The following is an 18114-nucleotide window of genomic DNA, read 5'->3' as shown; positions in this document are numbered from 1 at the left end:
AAGTGACTGAATGTAATTGTTTTTGATTATTTATGATTGATTATGATCGATTTTTTGTATACAATCAAAAGTAACCAAGGATCATATTCTTGAATGGGATGGAAGGTGAGATGCTCGTGTTAACACCTGAGCGCCATCAATTAATTTTGACACTGTTAAAGGATAAAGATATCATACGCATCCACGAACTGGTTGAAGCAACAGGTGCTTCTGAATCAACAATCAGGAGAGATTTGAGTGAGCTAGAAGAAATGCACGCCTTGCGAAGAGTACATGGTGGAGCAGCTTCCATTCAAAACAAAATTGAAGAACCGACTATTCTTGAAAAAGCAGTCAAGCATGAAAAAGAAAAGATGGCGATCGCAAAGTTTGCATCCAGTTTGGTGAACGAACGAGACTCCATCTTTATCGATGCAGGAACGACTACCTTTCATATGATTCCCTTTTTGCCTGAAAACATCATTGTTGTAACCAATGGGGTTGATCTGGCGCTGCAACTAATGAAAAGACAACTCAAGACCATTCTGGTTGGAGGAGAATTGAAAGCGGCAACATTATCCTTGGTAGGTCGTGATGCAGTCAGAAGTATTAGCCAGTACCGTTTTGACAAGTGCTTTCTCGGCATGAACGGAATTGATAAAGTGCATGGACTAACTACTCCTGATCCTGATGAAGCGTATGTAAAGCAGTTGGTATTGCAGTACTCCGATCAATCATTCATTCTCTGTGATTCAAACAAGTTTTCACGTGTCACTTTTGCCAAAGTAGGAGATTTGAATCAGGTGAACGTCATTACCGACGATGGTTTGGATGAAGAAGAACAGCACGTCTATCAAAAAATAACCAAACTTAAAGTGGTGAAAGCATGATATACACAGTTACCCTCAATCCTTCGATCGACTACCATGTGTGGATACCTGCGATACAAGAAGGAACGATTCATCAAGTACAAAAAGAGTGGAAAGATGCCGGAGGAAAAGGACTAAATGTATCCAAAGTACTCAAGATTCTTGGAATGGAAAGCACAGCATTGGGATTTGTAGGAGGCTTCACCGGCGATTTTATTAAAAAGCAGATCATACAGGCTGAAATCATACAAGAGTTCATCCCGATAGAACAAGATTCTCGCATCAATCTCAAGATCAAGGCTGAGAATGAGACAGATATCAGCGGAGTTTCCCCGGAGATTCCTGCCGACGCCCTGCACAAACTTCTCGCGCAAATTGATCAATTGGTCGAAGATGATTCTCTCGTATTAGCTGGTAGTGTTCCTGCGAGTGTACCCGAAGATATTTATCAGGTGATCATGAGACGAATTTCCGGCAAGGGAATCAATGTATTTCTCGATGCAAAGGGAGACGCACTACTGGATGGACTCAGTGAAAAGCCGTTTCTGATCAAACCGAATCATCACGAACTGGGCGAGATTTTTGGCGTTACCATTTCATCAGAGATGGAAGCGATTACGTATGGCCGTAAAGCAGTAGAGTTGGGAGCACAACAAGTGATCGTTTCATTGGCAGGTGAAGGCGCCGTTTATGTGAACGCAGAAGAAGCGTATATTGCTACGTTTCCAAATGGTGAACCGGTCAATTCGATTGGTGCTGGTGATTCGATGGTAGCCGGGTTTCTCTACTCTCACACAGTAACCCGGAATCCAGAAGAAGCTTTTCGCTTTGCCGTTGCGGCGGGGAGCACAACCGCACTCTCCGAAGGGTTCTGCACACATGAAAAAATCAAGCGTTTCTTGCCTTCTTTGACTATAAAAAAAGAAAGATTTGAGAGGGGGAACTAGTATGAGCAATATCCGTATTGCCGACTTATTAAAAGAAGATACGATTATCACCAAACTGACAGCTACTAACAAAGGTGATGCGCTGGATGAACTGATCGGGGTGTTGGATCGGGCAGGACGATTGCGTGATAAGGCAAAAATGAAAGAGGCAATCCTTGCTCGTGAAGCCCAAGGATCAACGGGGATCGGCGAAGGAATTGCAATTCCGCACGCCAAAACAGCAGCAGTCAAAATTCCAAGTATCGCTTTTGGGTTATCTTCCGAAGGCGTTGATTTCGAATCGCTAGACGGTCAAAAAGCACATCTGTTTTTCATGATTGCGGCAACAGAGGATGCCAATCAGGCTCATCTGGAGACTCTCGCTCTGCTCTCACAAATGTTAATGGATGAGAGTTTCCGTGGGCAATTGTTGCAGGCTAACAGCAAGGAACAAATTCTGTCCATTATTGGTGCGAAAGAAAAAGAATTGCGTTCAGAGGAAGAACCAGCTTCACAGACTGAACCAGTTTCACAGAATGAAACACAAGGCAGGAAAAAAGTAGTTGCAGTAACAGCGTGTCCGACAGGAATTGCTCACACGTATATGGCTGCCGATGCTTTGAAGAAAAAAGCGGATGAGCTGGGAATCCAGATCAAAGTGGAAACAAACGGGTCTGGTGGGGTGAAAAACCTGCTCACGGCTGATGATATCCGTGATGCCGAGGCAGTCATTGTTGCAGCGGATAAACAGGTGGATATGGAGCGTTTTGCCGGTAAAGTTGTTATTGAAGTACCTGTAGCCGAGGGAATTCGCAATACAGAAAGCCTTTTGACTCGTGCTGTGAAACAAGATGGCCCTGTGTTCCAGGTGTCTCAATCTTATAAAGAGAAAATGCAACAGGGAAAGGAAACAAACAAGGGCAAACAACCAGCGTTCTATAAGCATTTGATGAACGGTGTGTCCAACATGCTCCCGTTTGTAGTCGGTGGTGGTATTATCATCGCCATCAGCTTTATGTTCGGGATAAATGCCTCAGATCCCAAAGATCCGTCCTTCCATCCACTTGCAAAAGCATTGATGGATATTGGTGGGGGCTCAGCCTTCAAATTGATGATCCCGGTACTTGCTGGTTTTATTGCGATGAGTATTGCGGATCGCCCTGGATTCGCTCCCGGGATGGTGGGTGGATTAATCGCAGCAAATTCAGGGTCAGGTTTCCTCGGCGGGATCATCGCAGGTTTCCTTGCCGGATATATCCTGGTGGGCTTGCGTAAAGCTTTTTCCGGTTTGCCAGAATCACTCGAAGGTATCAAACCGATGCTGCTGTACCCCTTATTTGGCATTCTGCTTACCGGTCTTGTCATGATTTATATCATTTCCGATCCTGTAGCTTCCGCCAATGCCGCACTAGGTGAATGGCTGAAGAATATGAATGCTGGTAATGCGGTAGTTTTAGGAATTGTCCTCGGTGCCATGATGGCGTTTGATATGGGGGGGCCTGTAAACAAGGCGGCGTTTACCTTTGGTATTGCCATGATTGCAGAAGGAAATCTCATGCCGCATGCAGCAATTATGGCTGCTGGTATGACACCTCCATTAGGGATTGCGTTGGCTACCACACTGTTCAAGAAGAAATTCACTACAGAAGAACGCCAGGCAGGGAAAACTGCTTATGTACTGGGAGCATCCTTTATTACAGAAGGTGCGATTCCTTTTGCAGCAGCAGACCCAAGCCGAGTGATTCCATCCATTGTGGCAGGTTCAGCAGTGGCTGGCGGACTCTCGATGCTTTTCGGTTGTACTTTACCAGCACCACATGGCGGATTGTTCGTTTTGCCGGTAGTAGGTAATTGGGCGATGTATCTTGTATCAATCGTAGTAGGAACGCTCGTAACGGCAATACTGTTAAATATATTGAAAAAGGAAGTCACAGAGTAACCCAAAATGATCGAGGAGATGAATCCACATGGCTAGCAAATCATTTACCGTACAAAATCCTCAAGGACTTCATGCACGTCCGGCAAGTTTATTCGTTCAAAAAGCAGCAGCATTTCCTTGCGAAATTCACGTCACCAAAGGCGGAAAATCGGTTAATGGAAAAAGTATTATGGGATTGATGTCACTTGCTATTGCAAGAGGCGATGAAATAACCATTGAAACAAACGGTGAAAAAGAAGCTGAGGCTCTTGCGGAGCTTGGCAAGGTACTTGAAATGGTTCACGAGTAATAAGGAGCGATCAAGATGCAGCTTACAGGAATCGCTGCCGCTCCGGGTATCGTCATCGGGCGAGCAGTTGTAAAGAAAGAAACAACGATCCAGATTACACGCAAAAACGTAGAAGACGAACATGTACAACCGGAGCTGGTGCGATTGCGTGAAGCATTGCTCGCATCAGAACAAGACCTGGAAGCAATCAAAGAGAAGGCTAGACGTGACATTGGCGAGCATGAGGCACAGATCTTTGAGGCACACCAGATGTTTCTTCGTGATCCGGAATTTGTCGGAGGAATCGAAACCAAAATTCAACAAGAAAAAGTGAATGCAGAGGCAGCCGTAGAAGAGGTAAGAGATCTTTTTGTCTCGCTTTTTGAAGGCATGGATAATGAGTATATGCGGGAACGGGCAGCGGATTTGCGTGATGTTAGTTCGAGAGTTTTGAAAAAGCTGCTGAAGATAGAAGAGGCGGATACAGCATTTGCTGAGCCAACGATCCTTGTCATTCATGATTTGACCCCGTCTGACACGGCGCAATTGGATAAAGAGAAAGTGATCGGGTTTCTCACCAATATCGGCGGGCGCACATCCCATTCGGCAATCATGGCAAGAACGATGGAAATTCCAGCGGTTGTGGGACTGTCGAGCATCACAGAAGTGGTGAAGACAGGTGACTTGGTTATCGTCGATGGGCTGACGGGTGATGTCTTTGTCAATCCAGAGCAAGCAAAAGTGAAACAGTTTGAAGAGAAGAGAAATGCCTTTCAGCAACAAAAGGCAGAGTGGAGCAAGCTTGTAAAAGAGGCGACGATTACAAGAGATGGGCATCATGTTGAATTGGCAGCTAATATCGGCAACCCGGAAGATGCTGCACAAGCACTGGCCAATGGGGCGGAGGGAATCGGGCTTTTCCGCACAGAATTCCTGTACATGGGACGTGATCAATTCCCAGAAGAGGAAGAACAGTTTGAAGCATATAAAGCGGTGGCACTGACCATGGGTAAAGAGCGTTCCATCGTGATCCGCACGCTTGATATTGGTGGCGATAAAGAGCTTCCATATCTGCCCCTGCCAAAAGAATTGAATCCATTCCTCGGCTATCGGGCGATCCGCCTTTGCCTGGATCGAGTGGATCTCTTCCAAACACAGCTTCGAGCGTTACTTCGTGCAAGCGCTTTTGGGAATATCAAAATTATGTATCCCATGATCGCTACTTTAAAAGAGTTGCGACAAGCCAATAACATTCTTGAGGAAGTCAAAGCTGACTTGCGTCAAAGACATATTTCGTTTAACGAAGAAATCGAAGTCGGAATCATGATCGAAATTCCTTCCGCAGCCATGATTGCTGACCAATTAGCGAAAGAAGCTGATTTCTTCAGTATCGGTACAAATGACTTGATCCAGTATACAATGGCAGCAGATCGGATGAACGAGCAAGTATCCTACTTGTATGAACCGTACAATCCTGCCGTTCTTCGCTTGATCAATCAGGTGATTGAAGCAGCACATGCAAAAGGAAAATGGGTAGGCATGTGCGGTGAGATGGCTGGAGAAGAAACGGCAATTCCGATTCTGCTAGGGATGGGGCTCGATGAATTCAGTATGAGTGCTAGTTCCATTCTTCGGGCGAGAAGCTTGATCAAACATTTGGATAAAGACAAGCTGAAAGAGCTGGCAAAGCATGTTCTCACCCTGGAAAGCGGCGAGGAGATCAAAGCTTACGTGAGCCAGACAATTGTTGAAACCGTGAAGTGATGTAAAAAAGAAGGTTGTCGGATGAACTTCCCGACAACCTTCTTGATTTTTATTTGCTGAGCAAGCTGTTGCGGTAAGCCCCATGATTGGTTGGACCAACAAAGGAGTTTAACGGGAAAGAGTGGCGAATCGCTTCTGTGATAAATGCTTTTGCTACCTGAACCGCTTCACGTACAGACTTTCCTTTTGCCAGTTCAGCCGCAATCGCAGCCGAATAGGTGCAACCCGCACCGTGAATGTAAGGTGTGTCAATTCGTTCTGCTTCGATAAGTTCGAAAGTTTCTCCATCGAACAACAAATCAACAGCTTTCTCGTGTTGCAGTTTGCTTCCGCCTTTGATCAGCACGTATTTTGCGCCAAGGGCATGAATTTTTTGAGCGGCTTCCTTCATTTGCTCGATAGTCGTAATTGGTGACATACCGCTTAATTTCGCAGCTTCAAACAAGTTTGGAGTCACAACGGTTGCTATAGGGACCAATACATCACGAAGGCTTGCCGTTGATTCAGGATGTAGCTCTTCATCAACACCTTTACAGACCATTACCGGGTCAACTACAACATTTTTTACTTGATACTGTGCAAGCTTGCGAGCAGCCAATTCAATTAGTTCAGGTGAACCCAGCATCCCGGTTTTCGCAGCATCGACACCGATACCTCCTAATACCGTATCGATTTGAGCTTCCAAAACGTTGGCTTCAACAGGGTACACGGCATGGAACCAGTTATTGTTAGGATCTTGCGCAACGATGACTGTCAATGAGGTCATTCCGAATACGCCTAGTTCTTGGAATGTTTTGAGGTCTGCTTGGATTCCTGCACCACCACTGGTATCAGATCCGGCAATTGTTAAAGCTTTGTTCATGGTCATCGTAACAATCTCCTTATAATCGCAAGTGATATAACTATCGCTAATTGTCACTCGCAGTCATTTGTAATTTACTAATCATATTGAAAAGTAAAAAAATGTGGGTGTCAATAGGAAGAGTTCTGTTAGAATGAAAAGATCATTTATTTCATGGATAAGATCATTCGGGGAACAGCTAGGAGAATAAAAATGAAAATAATGGAGACGTTCCTTGTTGCACTTGTGGGAGCTGTTTTCTTTACATGGCTTCATATACCGCTGGCATGGACATTAGGTCCAATCGCTGCAGTTATTGGCTGGCGAACGGCAACGAAGAGGGAGCTGCAAGTACCATCTTTCTTTGTACAACTAGCTTCCGTGCTGTTCGGGTATATGTTGGGGACTTCCTTTACCAGAGAAACAGCGTGGCAAATCCTGCAACAGTTGCCGCTTATGCTCATTACAACCATTTCAGTTATCATTGTCAGTCTCGGATTAGGATATCTCGTATCCAGAAAAAATCAAATTGACTTTGCAACTGGGCTGTTTGGAAGCGTCCCTGGCGGTCTCACACAAATGATTGTCGCCGCCGAGGAAGTCCGAGGTGTAGATATTTCTGTTGTTTCTTTTATGCAGACGATCCGGTTGCTTTCCGTTATCTTCGTCATACCGTTTGTAACCGTGCACGGGTTGGCGACAGAGATCGGTGAAGGAACTGCTGCTCTTCACTCACCAGTCATCTCTGCTGGGGGAGTACAAGAGAGTGGGTGGATCGTTGGACTTCTGTTTACTGTTGCGTGTGTCGTTGGGCTTGGGGTAGGCAAAAAGCTGCATCTACCTGCCTTCACGATCACAGGGCCTTTACTGGGTACAGCCATTCTAGCGATTGTACTTCACATACATGCTCCTCCTTTACCTCATGTGTTGTTGCTGCTGTCGCAACTGATTTTTGGTGCCTATATAGGATTGCTGTTGCAATTTCAACAGAAGAGAAATTATGTGAAACTTGGTTTGTTTACAATTACCAGCAGTTTGATTCTTTTAGTAGGTGCTTTGGTCATTAGCAATGTTCTTTCTTATACAACAGGGTCATCCCTGACAACTACTTTTCTCAGTGCAGCACCTGGCGGAATGGCTGAGATGGGGTTAACAGCGACTTTGGTTCATGCAGACCTGTCAACGGTGAGCAGTTATCAGATGTTTCGCTTATTTTTCATTATGTTTGCCGTCCCACCCGTGTTGAAATGGTGGATCTTACGGCAGAGAAACAAGCAAAAAGCAATTTCTTAGGAAAGAAGGTACCAGTATGAATAAAGGCTTTATTTATGCAATTGTTGCTTATCTGACATGGGGACTGTTGCCGCTTTACTGGAAGTTGTTTCAAACCATGTCGGCCATGGAAATCCTTGCTCATCGGATTGTTTGGTCATTTGTGTTTGTTGCCGGAATTTTGGTGATTAGCCGGAAGTGGAAACAATTGCGTGCGGCCGTTAACGAATCGAAGAAGCTCTTTGCTGTTTTTATATGCTCGATTCTAATCAGTTCTAACTGGCTGATTTTTATCTGGGCAGTCAACGCTGGACATGTGATTGAGACAAGCCTGGGCTATTATATTAATCCACTGATTAACGTACTTTTTGGTGTGGCCGTCTTAAAAGAGAGACTTCATAAAGGTCAATGGGTATCCATTGGACTAGCTTTGATTGGTGTTTCCATGATTACTTTTCAATATGGTCAAGTACCGTGGATTGCTCTGTCACTTGCACTTACTTTTTCTATGTACGGTTTAGCGAAGAAAATGGTAAGCATGGACTCGATGATTGGACTCGCATGGGAAACGATTTTCGTTGCACCGATCGCCTTTTTCTATCTCGTCTTTATTCAGGTGAATCATACTTCCACGATCATGAATCTGTCCTGGGTACAAATTGTGCTGTTGTTATTGGCAGGAGCAGCTACTGCGATGCCTCTGTACTGGTTTGCACAAGCGACGAAGCTGTTGCCATTCTCCACAGTCGGCTTCATTCAATACTTGGCGCCGAGTACAAGCTTGCTTTTAGCCATTTTTGTCTTTCATGAAACATTTACCTCCACTCACTTTATCAGTTTTGCATTTATTTGGGCGGCCCTGATCGTATTTACGTTTACTTCGATCAAAAGAAAGGCCAAACCTGATGTAATCGCTACACAACCGATTGCGGAACAGTCATAAGTCTTAGTTAAGGGCATACTCCTGGCCAGTTCTACGAATACTAGAAGTTGGCATCTGTTGATAGATAAAAGAACTGACAGGAGGATGCAGAATGAATCAGGACAAAAACTTCGAGCAAATTTATGAGCAATACAAAAGTCAAGGGGAACAAAGTGCGCTACAAGAGTCAAATTCCACTTTTGCTTCGTCAGACGGAAAAGAACAAATTGTTGCCGTGCGAAAAAATGATGATGGAGACCTGATTGCCTTTAAAACCAATTCGGGGAGAGAACTGGATTATCTGACGGCACTCTCGGAAGCAAAGGCAGGAAATCTTGCGCACGTTGATGTGTTTCACAAGTACGGCAGAGATATTCTGCGCAGTGAGCCTGACGGGATTAAAGAGAACAATTTGGATCGTTTGCCCGAATTTTAGAGAATGGGAAGTCCGACTGTTGAGTCGGACTTTTCTTATTTTGGCAGGATTATTTCGGAATTTGGCGAAAAATGGTGGAGAGAAGAATGGCAAAGAGATGAGGGTGTTGCATGAAACTAATATCGAAAATCGGATTATTATTGATGATAACATTCCTTGTGGGCTCTACCTGTTTCAACGAAGAAAGTTTAGCTAAACAACGCATCAAACCCTTGGAGATCAGTGATTTACCGAATGATATGAAGGAAGCTCTCAATCAGATCAAGACATTGCTTCCTGAGTTAAAAGATCTGAAAGTAAATTATGCCTCCATCGAGGAAGAGAATGCCAATCATCCTGAACAATGGAATTTTGATTTATCGAATGAGAGATCAGGTAAATCAGCCCCAATTTATGCCGAACTTACTATTGATGCCAAGAAGAAAACACTAATTCAATATGATTACTATCATGGTGAGTGGGACAGTGATGATGCTCCTACTGAAAAAGAGGCAAAGAAAGCAGCTGATCGATTTCTCGAAACCATATACGGAGAGATGGCTAAAAACTATAAACTGGCAAAAGTAAAGATTCCAGATGATGAGGATGAAGCAGGAGAAGCAAATGTGATTTATGATTTGTATGTCAATGATATTTTAGTGGAAGATTTTGATATAAGAATAACTGTTGATGGAGAAGGACATATTTTGGAACTGGATAATCAAGCGAATGCCAGTGTACAGTTGGACAAATTTCCTGATCCCAAAAAAGTGGTTTCTGTTAGTAAAGCAAAGAGCTATTTTTCAGAACTGTTGCGTATGTCGCTGGCTTACGAATCATTTGAAGAGAAAAATGATGAAAAGGAAGTGCAAGTGAAGCTTGTCTACGAACCCAATTTTTATGGGGCTATTGACGCTTACACGGGTAAGGTATCAAAAGATGCCTATTCGAATACTTATATGAAGCCAATCAGTTACAAACTTCAGGGCAAAGGGACGAAATTAGTAGTGACATCTCGTGAGGAAGCCGAGAAACTGATTAAAGGCGAATTTGGTTCTTCTATTGAAGGGTATGTTTTTATAGAAGAAAAGAAAGATGATGAGAAGAGATTTCCCAACCGCATATACCGTTGGGAAATTGATGAGGATGGGAAAAAATATCAATCGATAACGCTTCGAGTCAATCGGGAAACGGGAGAGTTTGTCGAGTTTGAATACTACCAAATATTTGATTATATTGAAAATCCACCCTTTTCACTAGATCAAGCAAAGCAAATTGCCATTGACACGATTGAGAAATACGTTCCTGAATCAAAAAAGGATATTTTGCTGAGTTCCGTGCATTCGCCCTATTCTTCCTTTGATGAATATCCGGAATGGGTTGATGACCCTGAGCAATATGAAAAACACTATCATGATTTCAATAATTATACCTTTTGGTTTCATGATCAGCACCAAGGCGTGATTACGAATACCAGTGGTTATTACGTGAAGGTTAGTCCAGAAACAGGCAAAGTTGTGGAATTCTCTTATTACGCAGATGAAGATTTCTCCAGCTACCCTGACAAAGCAAAATTAATATCCTCCAGCAAGGCAACGAAAGCTTATCTCAAGGAATTTCCTATGAAACTAACCTATGTATGGCCGACCTATTTTGACCAAAAGCGTTCCGAACCTGTGTTGTTATATATTCTCGAAGGGGAAGAATATGGTGTCATTGATGCGGTTACCGGCGAGTTCATAAAATATGATTGAACTTACGAATTTACAGCAGAACAAACGGAGGCACCATGTTTGAAAAACTTATACTAAACTGGTTTACCATTCTGAAATTCGGACTCTTGATAGTCTTATTAGTAGCAGTTTATTCTACGCTAATTGAGCGATACTGGGTAGAAATCAAACAAGTCACAGTCAATCTCGACAAGTTTCCAGATGACCAGAAAGGATTGCGCCTGGTGCTGTTTAGTGATACCCATTTGGGTTTTTTCTTTAACGAGAATGATTTGAGGGAAACGGTTGAAAAAATTAATCAGTTAAATCCGGATGTCATTTGTTTTACGGGAGATTTCCTGGATTCACGTGATTCTCTTTCCTTGCTTGAACCTGCGTCTGAAATCCTGCAAATATTGCATGCACCACTTGGGAAGTATGCTATCCTGGGAAATCACGACTATCGCTCTCATGAGGGGAAAATTAGGGAAGCCTTGCAAGCTGGTGGCTTTCAGGTACTAATCAATCAATCCGTTACAATTCAAAAAGAAAACCAGCAATTAGCCTTTATTGGTTTGGATGATGTGCTGCATGGTAATCCAGATTTCGATCAGGCGATGAAGAGTGTGCAAAGGGAAAGCACGAAAATATTACTTGTCCACGAACCGGATGTTTCTGAGCGGATTCAGGTGAGTGGAGTCGATCTGCAACTCTCCGGCCATAGCCATGCAGGGCAAGTCAGATTTCCTTTTGTGGGGCCCGTGCTTACTTCTACCCTAGGGAAAACTTACAACGCTGGATTATACCAGACAGGCAGTACAACGGTTTATACCAATCGAGGGTTGGGAACAACAATTTTACCTGTTCGCTTGTTTGCCCGCCCAGAAATAACCGTCCTAACGATACAATAGCAACAAACGATAAAAGGAGAGGTTCCAAGTGGATTTGAAAATACTTTCTGAAACATATTGCGTTATGAAGCTTCCCTCTGAGCAAGCAATACCTGATTGGGCTTTAGCAGACAAGGAGTTTTTCTCGATTACAGGTACACCAGAAGAGTTATCCATTGTTTGCTCTCAAAAACTTGTGCCTTCGGAAGTAACGGACATCGTTGTGGAGAGTGATTGGCGGTGTATCAAAGTGGAAGGCCAACTTGATTTTTCTTTGACGGGAATCTTGTCGTCACTAGCCAATCCTCTTGCTCAAAATAAGGTAAGTATTTTTGCGATTTCTACCTTCAACACAGACTATTTGCTCGTCAAGCAAGCTGTTCTGGAAAAAACTGTACACGTTCTACAGCAAGAAGGTCACAACTTCCTTCCTTAAATCACATCCATAATTGAAAAAATATAACTGGAAACCTCTGCTAAATGTAAGCATATGATGAAAAGTACATGTAAAAAAGTACGGATTTTGATCATTTGCGATTGGAGAAAGCAGGGGCTGTTAATGAGTGAACGGAACTACTTTGTACATGAAACTGCCTGTGTTGAAGAGGGAGCAATTATTGGTGACTGGACTAAGATCTGGCACTTTTCGCAGGTAATGAACGGTGCAAAAATAGGGGAGAACTGCTTTTTCGGACAAAACATTTTTGTAGACAAAAATGTAAGCATCGGTAATCATGTTACAATCCAAAATATCGTTTCGGAAAAAAGAATCAGTAAAAAGGACGACGTGTTCTGTGGACATCAAATGGTGTTTGTGAATGAACATTCGCTTGGTGAGCAATTGCCACGCATTTTTGGGGCTGATCAGGCCATTACCGTGATACAGCAAGGAGCGTCTATTGAAGATCATGTACTAATCACGTGCGGAGTAACGATTGGCAAACATGCTGTTATTGTTGCAGGCTCAGAAGTGATACAGGACGTACCTGCTTATGCTATATTTGCGGGATCTCCTGCTAGACATATCGGATGGTCCTGCATCTGTGGAACTAAATTGGTGTTTAAAGCTGAACATACTGTATGCCTGAATTGTCATCGAAACTATCATCAGAAAAATGAGAGACATATCGTAAAATGTGAAGCAATATAAATCAGTATTGCATGATGGACCAAGCGACGAAAAGGTCGCTTTTTTTTTACTCATTTTTATCGTTGTTTTACTGTTCATTTTGCTATATGTATTCAACTTATCAAACGTGTAAATAGACATATATTACTGTTACGGTCTTATATGGTTTTCGTATATACTGATTTAGAGATGAATTGAAAATATACAGAAAAAAGAGAGGTAACTGATGGCACTGTTGAAAGAACAAGTTAATTGGAAAAAGAGTATAGCTCCCTATGAAAAATCACATATTAATCGCAGCATTTGGCAGCTTGCCAATACATTGATACCGTTTGTAGCTCTTTGGTATCTTGCGTATCTTAGTTTGTCTGTTTCGTATTGGCTATCGCTCGTATTTATTATACCGGCTGCGGGTTTTCTGATTCGAATCTTCATTATTTTTCATGACTGCTGCCATCACTCTTTCTTTAGCAATCGCAAGGCTAATGCCATTGTCGGAACAATCACTGGAATATTAACTTGCTGCCCCTATAACCAATGGAGATATTCGCACAACGTACATCATGCGACTAGCGGCAACTTAAATAAAAGGGGAACTGGGGATATTTGGACATTAACCGTTGATGAATACATGAGCTTGTCACCCATGCGCAGGTTCGCTTACCAATTATATCGAAATCCGTTTGTGATGTTTGTGATTGGACCGATCTACATTTTCCTGATCGATTACCGTTTTAACAGAAAACGTGCGCCAAAGCAGGAGCGTTTCAACACGTATTTGACCAACCTCGGTATAGTCGGAATTGCAGGTTTGCTAAGCTGGACGATTGGCTGGCAAGAGTTCTTGATGATTCAAGGACCGATCTTTTTGCTCTCAGGTATGGCTGGAGTCTGGTTGTTTTACGTACAGCACCAGTTTGAAAACACGTATTTTGAGAAGGAAGAGGAATGGGATTATGTAAGTGCTGCGCTGGAAGGAAGCTCATTTTATAATCTTCCGAAAATTTTGCACTGGATTACAGGCAACATCGGCTTCCATCATATTCACCATTTGAGTCCCAAAGTACCAAACTACAATCTGCCGAAAGCCCACAAAAATACGCCATTTCTGCAAAAAGTACCTTCCATCGGGTTGCTTTCCAGTCTTCGCTCACTTCGTTACCGAGTCTGGAGTGAACAGCGTAAAAAGTTCATTGGTTTTGGGGAAATCAAAGACAGTCAATAATTAAAGCTAAGGGTCGTCTCAATTGGGACGGCCCTTTTCGTATTGTAAGAACGAGTTGAATCATCTATTGAATTCTACATAATGGCGTACGCAGGAGAATGGCAACGATCAGTAAATTCCATACGGCAGAGCTGATAAAGATGGATGACGTACCCCACCATAAGATCATCCAACCTGAAAAGTACATGGTGATCGGCATACCGATTCGAAAAAGCGTACCCGTAATTCCGCTGATTCTTCCCATTAGATGGGCAGGTGTCTGTTCATGCCGGAAAGTATAGACCGATATACTGTGCAAAGAGATGGCTATACCGATGACAAACAGTGAGCTGATAAACATGGGCAGACTGGAATTTACATAAAGCCCAAGATAGGCGAGACCATTCAGAAATCCACCCAGAACAAAGATTTTTCCAAGGCCGATTTTCTGTCTGAGCCAGTTCATACACAAGCTTCCCAGCATGCCACCAATGCCTGAAGCTGACAAAACAACAGCCAGAAATGAAGTAGAAAGCAACAGTTCGTCTCGAGCATAGAAAATAATCGTCGTGCTAATTACCGTCATGGTACAATTTAGAAAAATGACAAAAATCGTAATCATCCAAAGCATGCGATTACAGGTGAAAGCTGTCCAGCCCTCCTGTAAATCCTTCCAGAAATGACCCTTTTGAACCGCAGTGTCAGGCTCATTGACAGAAAGCTGCTGCAAAAAGAACAAGCAAATCAGGTAGGCAAAAGCTGTAATCAGTATGCCATCCGATAAATCAGCCAAGAGAAATATCAAGCTGGATAGTGCAGGACCCATAATACTGACCAGAGTCTCTACCAGACTGAATTTGGCATTCGCTGAGGTCAAGTGATGCGTCGGAACGCTTAGCTTGGTCAAGCTCATCTGGGCATTAAAAAAACCGTAGTTACAGGTCATCAATAAAAAACTGACCAAATAATAAAGCCCCATGGTTTGATTGTGCGACTTGAACAGGAATACCAGTATGAACAGTAGGAGTGCTTGGGTACCAACCATTCCCAACACCCATTTTTTCTTGTTTACCCGATCGACGAGTACACCAATGAAAACGGCAAAAAAGAAGTTCGGCAGCAGTTCCGCTGTTCGCATAGATGCCATGGTGACTGATGAGTGGGTAAGCTCATACATAATTAACGGCAACACAATCTCATACATTTTATTTCCAACCGTTAGCAACAGACTGCTCGTTAATAGCAGCGTGAACGTTTTACTTCGCCAGATGGATTCAGGTTTAGCGACAGATGTGGACGAAGCGATGTACGACATATGATTTCCCTCCTGCAAGTGAACTTGTGTTTTATTGTAGAGGGAATCAAGCAGGGTAAAAATGGTAGAAATGCATGTGAGTTTTTCACCTTTTCTCTGTCGAGAGTAACCGTCGAAAGTGAGGATCACCCCATTGAAACTAGCGAACGACTATCTACGTCTGCGAAAATGCTTTGCACATGTAACGGAAGAAACAGCCTTTCCCGTTACGATGAATCACATTGCCGAGGCGCTGTTCTGTACACCACGGAACGCCAAGCTAATTTTAAACAAGCTGATTGAGTTAAATTGGCTGCATTTCACACCGGGAAAAGGAAGAGGGCATACCTCGGAGTTAACGTTTCTCAAGAGAAAACAGGACATTTTACAAATAGAAGCAACAGAGTTGATTAAAACGGGGAATACGCAAGAGGCTTTTGAGCTGGTTGCCCATTATGGAGATGGAGCGGCAGATCGAGAGCGCTTTGTAGAATGGTTGACGAATTATTTTGGCTATCAAGTGGAGAGCACGGAGAATCAGTACGTAGAGACACTGAAGCTTCCGATATTTCGCTCGATCAACACCCTTGATCCAAAGGACGTTTTCTACGCATTGGACTCCCATCTCGTGCAACAAATCTTTCGACCGTTAGTAGAATACGATTTTCAATCGGGAGAAATCAGAGGAAGTATTGCTCACCATTGGAGCAGGAATGAAGAGGCTACGGAATGGACGTTTTATTTGCGTAAAGGTGTGCTGTTTCACCATGGAAGGGAACTGATTGCCCACGATGTCAAGTTTTCACTGGAAAGATTACAGTCGCCTGACAGTAAACAACAGTGGCTTGTACAGGTGATCGAAGCAATTGAGATCATTACCCCTTATGTGATTCGAGTGAAATGCAAGCGGAGCAATTATCTTTTGTTACATTTTCTCAGCTTCACTCCAATGTCCATTGTTCCAAAAGACAGGTATGAACAGCCGATAGAAAACCGTCCTGCTTTACCAATAGGGTGCGGACCATATAAAGTCGATACCCTAAAGCCTGGAATGTATGCTTTGGAGGCTTTTTCAGCCTATTTTCAAGGCAGGGCATTTATCGATCGAATCGAGATTTTAATTGTTCCTGAACTGCAGGGTGAATTTATTTTTGAGCCGAAATCAGAATATTTGATGGTTCATTCAGGTGAAACGGCGAAGCAATCGGTGGAGAATTGGCAAGAAGATGTGGGATTGCGGGGGACGAGTGCCTTTTCGATTAATATTCGCAAGCCAGGCGTACTACAGGATGTTTCGCTTCGAAAAGCGTTAACCTGGGCAATCGATCGGCAAAAGCTGGTTACTGAGCTGGGGGAATCAAGACACTATCCGTCACGGAGTTTGCAGAAGCTGGGTGAGCCCGTTTTGCATGATCCTGACTGGAAGTACGCTGAAGCACGTCAAGCACTTCAACAATCGTCCTATCAGGGTGAAAAGTTGAAATTGTACACCTACGCCAGACATGCTCCCGATGCGTACTGGTTGCAAAAGGAGTATGCCAAAATCGGAATTCAGCTTGAAGTAAACATTGTTGCTTGGGCTGATATGCTGCTTGATTCTTATAAGGATCAGGCGGACTTAATTCTTTTTGAAGCCATGGTGAGTGAAGGAATTATGCGGAATCTGGAGACGTATCAATCCCCATACAGTTTTGTCCGATCACATCTGAGTGAAGGGCTCGCAGCAACAGTTGATCTTCTGATTGAGGATTTACTCGCTCAACCAGACGAAAGAATCCGGGTAGAACAGTTAAATCACATAGAACAACTGCTGTTGGATGAATTTGCGATGGTTTTCCTGGTCTATAAATCAATAAGCACCCTTTCGCCACCGACAATGCAAGGTGTGCAAATGAGCTCCAACGGTTGGGTGAATTTCAAGGACATCTGGTACTTAATTACCGATTAACTTTTTACCACATGATGGACAGAACCTGTACTCATCTGTCATCTTTGTACCACAGGAAGGACAATAGGAGAATTTTGTACCGAAATGCTTGTTGAGAGGGTCACCTTCTTCTTTGGAGTCCGTGATGTAATGTTGCCTCAATAACAAATTGTGTAAAATCACTCGAAATGTTCCATGTATTTCCTTTATAATCTAATTACTCGATGGTCGGAAGCACATTTTATAACAGGAGATACGATAATGAAAATACGAAATTCTGCAAGAATTATCTTACTGGACGAAACGAATCGAATCTTCTTGTTTCGTTTTACTGATACGTACAATCCTGAAATTGGCGAATTCTGGGTTACCCCAGGAGGGGGCGTCGATGATGGGGAGAGCTTTGAAGATGCGGTTAAAAGGGAATTGTGGGAAGAGACCGGAATTGAGGCAGGCGAAATTGGACCTTGGATCTGGACAAGAGAGGCACAATTTAACTGGGAAGATGATTTGATTACATCCCATGAACGGTATTTTCTTGTGCGAGTCAATCAGACAGTTTCGATTCATCTCAATAATTTTACCCAACTGGAAAAGGATAACTATCGTTCACACAAGTGGTGGGGGATAGAAGAGCTGGCAAAAACCAATGATTTGATTTTTCCTAGACAATTAGTTCCCAAATTGCGTGAAGTTCTGAATGGCAATGTACCACCTGTACCAGTAATGATTGATTAACTAATTAAAGCAATGAAATTAGGAA

Annotated in this window: 18 protein-coding genes; 15 read left to right on the top strand and 3 right to left on the bottom strand. The window is 43.1% G+C overall.

Going from position 1 to position 18114, the window contains the following annotated elements:
• The first annotated feature begins 116 nt into the window (after positions 1–116).
• The 5 genes from ACPW7N_RS07835 to ptsP are packed head-to-tail and all read left to right on the top strand — an operon-like array spanning position 117 to position 5745.
• Positions 117–869 (top strand): DeoR/GlpR family DNA-binding transcription regulator, encoded by a 753-nt coding sequence (locus tag ACPW7N_RS07835; protein WP_425650621.1) that lies wholly within the window; start codon positions 117–119, stop codon positions 867–869.
• Positions 866–1795, top strand: coding sequence for a 1-phosphofructokinase (pfkB, locus tag ACPW7N_RS07830; protein WP_425650494.1), 930 nt, complete (start codon positions 866–868; stop codon positions 1793–1795). Before ACPW7N_RS07835 ends, pfkB begins: the two co-directional genes overlap by 4 nt.
• Position 1796: 1 nt before the next feature.
• Positions 1797–3713 (top strand): PTS fructose transporter subunit IIABC, encoded by a 1917-nt coding sequence (locus ACPW7N_RS07825; protein ID WP_425650493.1) that lies wholly within the window; start codon positions 1797–1799, stop codon positions 3711–3713.
• A gap of 28 nt (positions 3714–3741) precedes the next feature.
• The gene (locus ACPW7N_RS07820) at positions 3742–4002 is read left to right on the top strand and encodes an HPr family phosphocarrier protein (protein ID WP_425650492.1); all 261 of its coding nucleotides are present in this window, start codon (positions 3742–3744) and stop codon (positions 4000–4002) included.
• A 15-nt stretch (positions 4003–4017) separates the two neighbouring features.
• Entirely contained in the window at positions 4018–5745 is a 1728-nt protein-coding gene (ptsP, locus tag ACPW7N_RS07815) for a phosphoenolpyruvate--protein phosphotransferase (RefSeq protein WP_425650491.1), read from the top strand.
• A gap of 49 nt (positions 5746–5794) precedes the next feature.
• Here ptsP and pdxK read toward each other — a convergent pair whose 3' ends face one another.
• Positions 5795–6613 (bottom strand): pyridoxine/pyridoxal/pyridoxamine kinase, encoded by an 819-nt coding sequence (gene pdxK, locus ACPW7N_RS07810; protein WP_425650490.1) that lies wholly within the window; start codon positions 6611–6613, stop codon positions 5795–5797.
• Between the two features lie 186 nt (positions 6614–6799).
• Between pdxK and ACPW7N_RS07805 the strand changes: the two genes are divergently transcribed.
• From ACPW7N_RS07805 to desA, 8 genes are all read left to right on the top strand, one after another.
• Positions 6800–7879, top strand: coding sequence for an AbrB family transcriptional regulator (locus ACPW7N_RS07805; RefSeq protein WP_425650489.1), 1080 nt, complete (start codon positions 6800–6802; stop codon positions 7877–7879).
• Positions 7880–7895: 16 nt separating this feature from the next.
• Positions 7896–8801 (top strand): EamA family transporter RarD, encoded by a 906-nt coding sequence (gene rarD / locus ACPW7N_RS07800; protein WP_425650488.1) that lies wholly within the window; start codon positions 7896–7898, stop codon positions 8799–8801.
• A gap of 91 nt (positions 8802–8892) precedes the next feature.
• A complete protein-coding gene (locus ACPW7N_RS07795) occupies positions 8893–9216 on the top strand; it encodes a DUF3892 domain-containing protein (protein WP_425650486.1) in 324 nt (107 codons plus the stop codon).
• A gap of 110 nt (positions 9217–9326) precedes the next feature.
• Complete coding sequence (locus ACPW7N_RS07790; RefSeq protein WP_425650485.1) at positions 9327–10949, top strand: YcdB/YcdC domain-containing protein; 1623 nt, start codon at positions 9327–9329, stop codon at positions 10947–10949.
• A gap of 35 nt (positions 10950–10984) precedes the next feature.
• Positions 10985–11818, top strand: a complete 834-nt coding sequence (locus ACPW7N_RS07785; RefSeq protein ID WP_425650484.1) for a metallophosphoesterase — start codon at positions 10985–10987, stop codon at positions 11816–11818.
• A 28-nt stretch (positions 11819–11846) separates the two neighbouring features.
• On the top strand, positions 11847–12233 hold the full coding sequence (locus tag ACPW7N_RS07780) for an ACT domain-containing protein (protein ID WP_425650483.1): 387 nt from the start codon (positions 11847–11849) through the stop codon (positions 12231–12233).
• Positions 12234–12356: 123 nt separating this feature from the next.
• Complete coding sequence (locus ACPW7N_RS07775) at positions 12357–12947, top strand: acyltransferase (RefSeq protein ID WP_425650482.1); 591 nt, start codon at positions 12357–12359, stop codon at positions 12945–12947.
• A gap of 205 nt (positions 12948–13152) precedes the next feature.
• Positions 13153–14151 carry a Delta(5) desaturase DesA gene (gene desA / locus ACPW7N_RS07770; RefSeq protein WP_425650481.1) on the top strand — a complete coding sequence of 333 codons (999 nt, stop codon included), beginning with the start codon at positions 13153–13155 and terminating at the stop codon, positions 14149–14151.
• Between the two features lie 64 nt (positions 14152–14215).
• On the opposite strand, the gene ACPW7N_RS07765 is transcribed toward desA, so the two are convergent.
• Complete coding sequence (locus tag ACPW7N_RS07765; protein ID WP_425650480.1) at positions 14216–15445, bottom strand: MFS transporter; 1230 nt, start codon at positions 15443–15445, stop codon at positions 14216–14218.
• A gap of 133 nt (positions 15446–15578) precedes the next feature.
• On the opposite strand from ACPW7N_RS07765, the gene ACPW7N_RS07760 reads away from it, so the two are divergent.
• Positions 15579–17372 carry an ABC transporter substrate-binding protein gene (locus tag ACPW7N_RS07760; protein ID WP_425650478.1) on the top strand — a complete coding sequence of 598 codons (1794 nt, stop codon included), beginning with the start codon at positions 15579–15581 and terminating at the stop codon, positions 17370–17372.
• Here the strand turns inward: ACPW7N_RS07760 and ACPW7N_RS07755 are convergent.
• On the bottom strand, positions 17358–17534 hold the full coding sequence (locus ACPW7N_RS07755; protein ID WP_425650477.1) for a zinc-ribbon domain-containing protein: 177 nt from the start codon (positions 17532–17534) through the stop codon (positions 17358–17360). The genes ACPW7N_RS07760 and ACPW7N_RS07755 overlap by 15 nt on opposite strands.
• Before the next feature lie 78 nt (positions 17535–17612).
• Here ACPW7N_RS07755 and ACPW7N_RS07750 point away from each other — a divergent pair, with 78 nt between their 5' ends.
• Positions 17613–18089, top strand: a complete 477-nt coding sequence (locus ACPW7N_RS07750; protein WP_425650476.1) for an NUDIX hydrolase — start codon at positions 17613–17615, stop codon at positions 18087–18089.
• Positions 18090–18114: the final 25 nt, after the last annotated feature.

It is taken from the genome of Brevibacillus nigriterrae, assembly GCF_049846925.1.
GTDB lineage: Bacteria > Bacillota > Bacilli > Brevibacillales > Brevibacillaceae > Brevibacillus_H.
The sequence above is the reverse complement of the archived record's forward strand: the minus strand, read 5'-3'. Positions and strand labels throughout refer to the sequence as shown.

Coding starts and splice junctions, on each gene's coding strand:
- pfkB (WP_425650494.1), top strand. CDS start 866: ATGATATACACAGTTACCCTCAATCCTTCGATCGACTACCATGTGTGG.
- ACPW7N_RS07825 (WP_425650493.1), top strand. CDS start 1,797: ATGAGCAATATCCGTATTGCCGACTTATTAAAAGAAGATACGATTATC.
- ACPW7N_RS07820 (WP_425650492.1), top strand. CDS start 3,742: ATGGCTAGCAAATCATTTACCGTACAAAATCCTCAAGGACTTCATGCA.
- ptsP (WP_425650491.1), top strand. CDS start 4,018: ATGCAGCTTACAGGAATCGCTGCCGCTCCGGGTATCGTCATCGGGCGA.
- pdxK (WP_425650490.1), bottom strand. CDS start 6,613: ATGACCATGAACAAAGCTTTAACAATTGCCGGATCTGATACCAGTGGT.
- ACPW7N_RS07805 (WP_425650489.1), top strand. CDS start 6,800: ATGAAAATAATGGAGACGTTCCTTGTTGCACTTGTGGGAGCTGTTTTC.
- rarD (WP_425650488.1), top strand. CDS start 7,896: ATGAATAAAGGCTTTATTTATGCAATTGTTGCTTATCTGACATGGGGA.
- ACPW7N_RS07795 (WP_425650486.1), top strand. CDS start 8,893: ATGAATCAGGACAAAAACTTCGAGCAAATTTATGAGCAATACAAAAGT.
- ACPW7N_RS07790 (WP_425650485.1), top strand. CDS start 9,327: ATGAAACTAATATCGAAAATCGGATTATTATTGATGATAACATTCCTT.
- ACPW7N_RS07785 (WP_425650484.1), top strand. CDS start 10,985: ATGTTTGAAAAACTTATACTAAACTGGTTTACCATTCTGAAATTCGGA.
- ACPW7N_RS07775 (WP_425650482.1), top strand. CDS start 12,357: ATGAGTGAACGGAACTACTTTGTACATGAAACTGCCTGTGTTGAAGAG.
- desA (WP_425650481.1), top strand. CDS start 13,153: ATGGCACTGTTGAAAGAACAAGTTAATTGGAAAAAGAGTATAGCTCCC.
- ACPW7N_RS07765 (WP_425650480.1), bottom strand. CDS start 15,445: ATGTCGTACATCGCTTCGTCCACATCTGTCGCTAAACCTGAATCCATC.
- ACPW7N_RS07750 (WP_425650476.1), top strand. CDS start 17,613: ATGAAAATACGAAATTCTGCAAGAATTATCTTACTGGACGAAACGAAT.